The sequence below is a fragment of the Caballeronia sp. LZ043 genome, from assembly GCF_031451075.1.
Classification (GTDB): Bacteria; Pseudomonadota; Gammaproteobacteria; order Burkholderiales; family Burkholderiaceae; genus Caballeronia.
In genome coordinates this window covers 1-629 of the sequence record NZ_JARUXT010000056.1, presented here as the reverse complement: position 1 = coordinate 629, position 629 = coordinate 1, and the positions used below count along the sequence as shown (strand labels likewise).

General features: G+C 63.4%; 1 protein-coding gene. It reads left to right on the top strand.

All coding sequences use genetic code 11. The annotated features are described in order from the left end of the window. The coding region (locus QCE64_RS36465; protein WP_310009227.1) for a condensation domain-containing protein at positions 1 to 629 on the top strand (629 nt) is incomplete at both ends.

Sequence of the window (629 nt, the reverse complement as noted above, 5' to 3'; positions counted from 1 at the left end):
CCGTTGAAGCTGGCGGCGCTGCCGGTGCAATACGCGGACTATGCGGCATGGCAACGCGACTGGCTGGAAGCAGGCGAGCGCGAGCAGCAATTGACCTACTGGCGCAAGGCGCTGGGCGATACACAGCCGGTGCTGGCACTGCCCACCGACTCGCCGCGTCAGGCGAATGCATCGTATCGTGCGGCGCGGTATCGGCTGAAGATGCCTGAAGCGCTTTCGCAAGCGGTGAAGTCGCGCGCGCAAAGTACGTCCACGACGCCGTTCATGGTGCTGCTTGCGGCGTTCCAGGCGCTGCTGCATCGCTATACGGGACAGGAAGATATCCGCATCGGCGTGCCGGTGGCGAACCGACATCGCGTGGAGACGGAGGGCTTGATCGGCTTCTTCGTGAACACGCAGGTGTTGCGTGCAGAGATCGATGGCGAAGCAAGTCTCGAAGCGCTGCTGCAACAAACCCGCCAGACGACGCTCGACGCACAGGCGCATCAAGACCTGCCTTTCGACGTACTGGTAGATGCCCTGCGTCCCGAACGCAGCCTGAGCCACACGCCGCTGTTCCAGGTGATGTTCAACCATCAGCGCAGCGACTGGCGCGTGCTGGAACAACTCCCGGGCCTGAGCATCGAGCC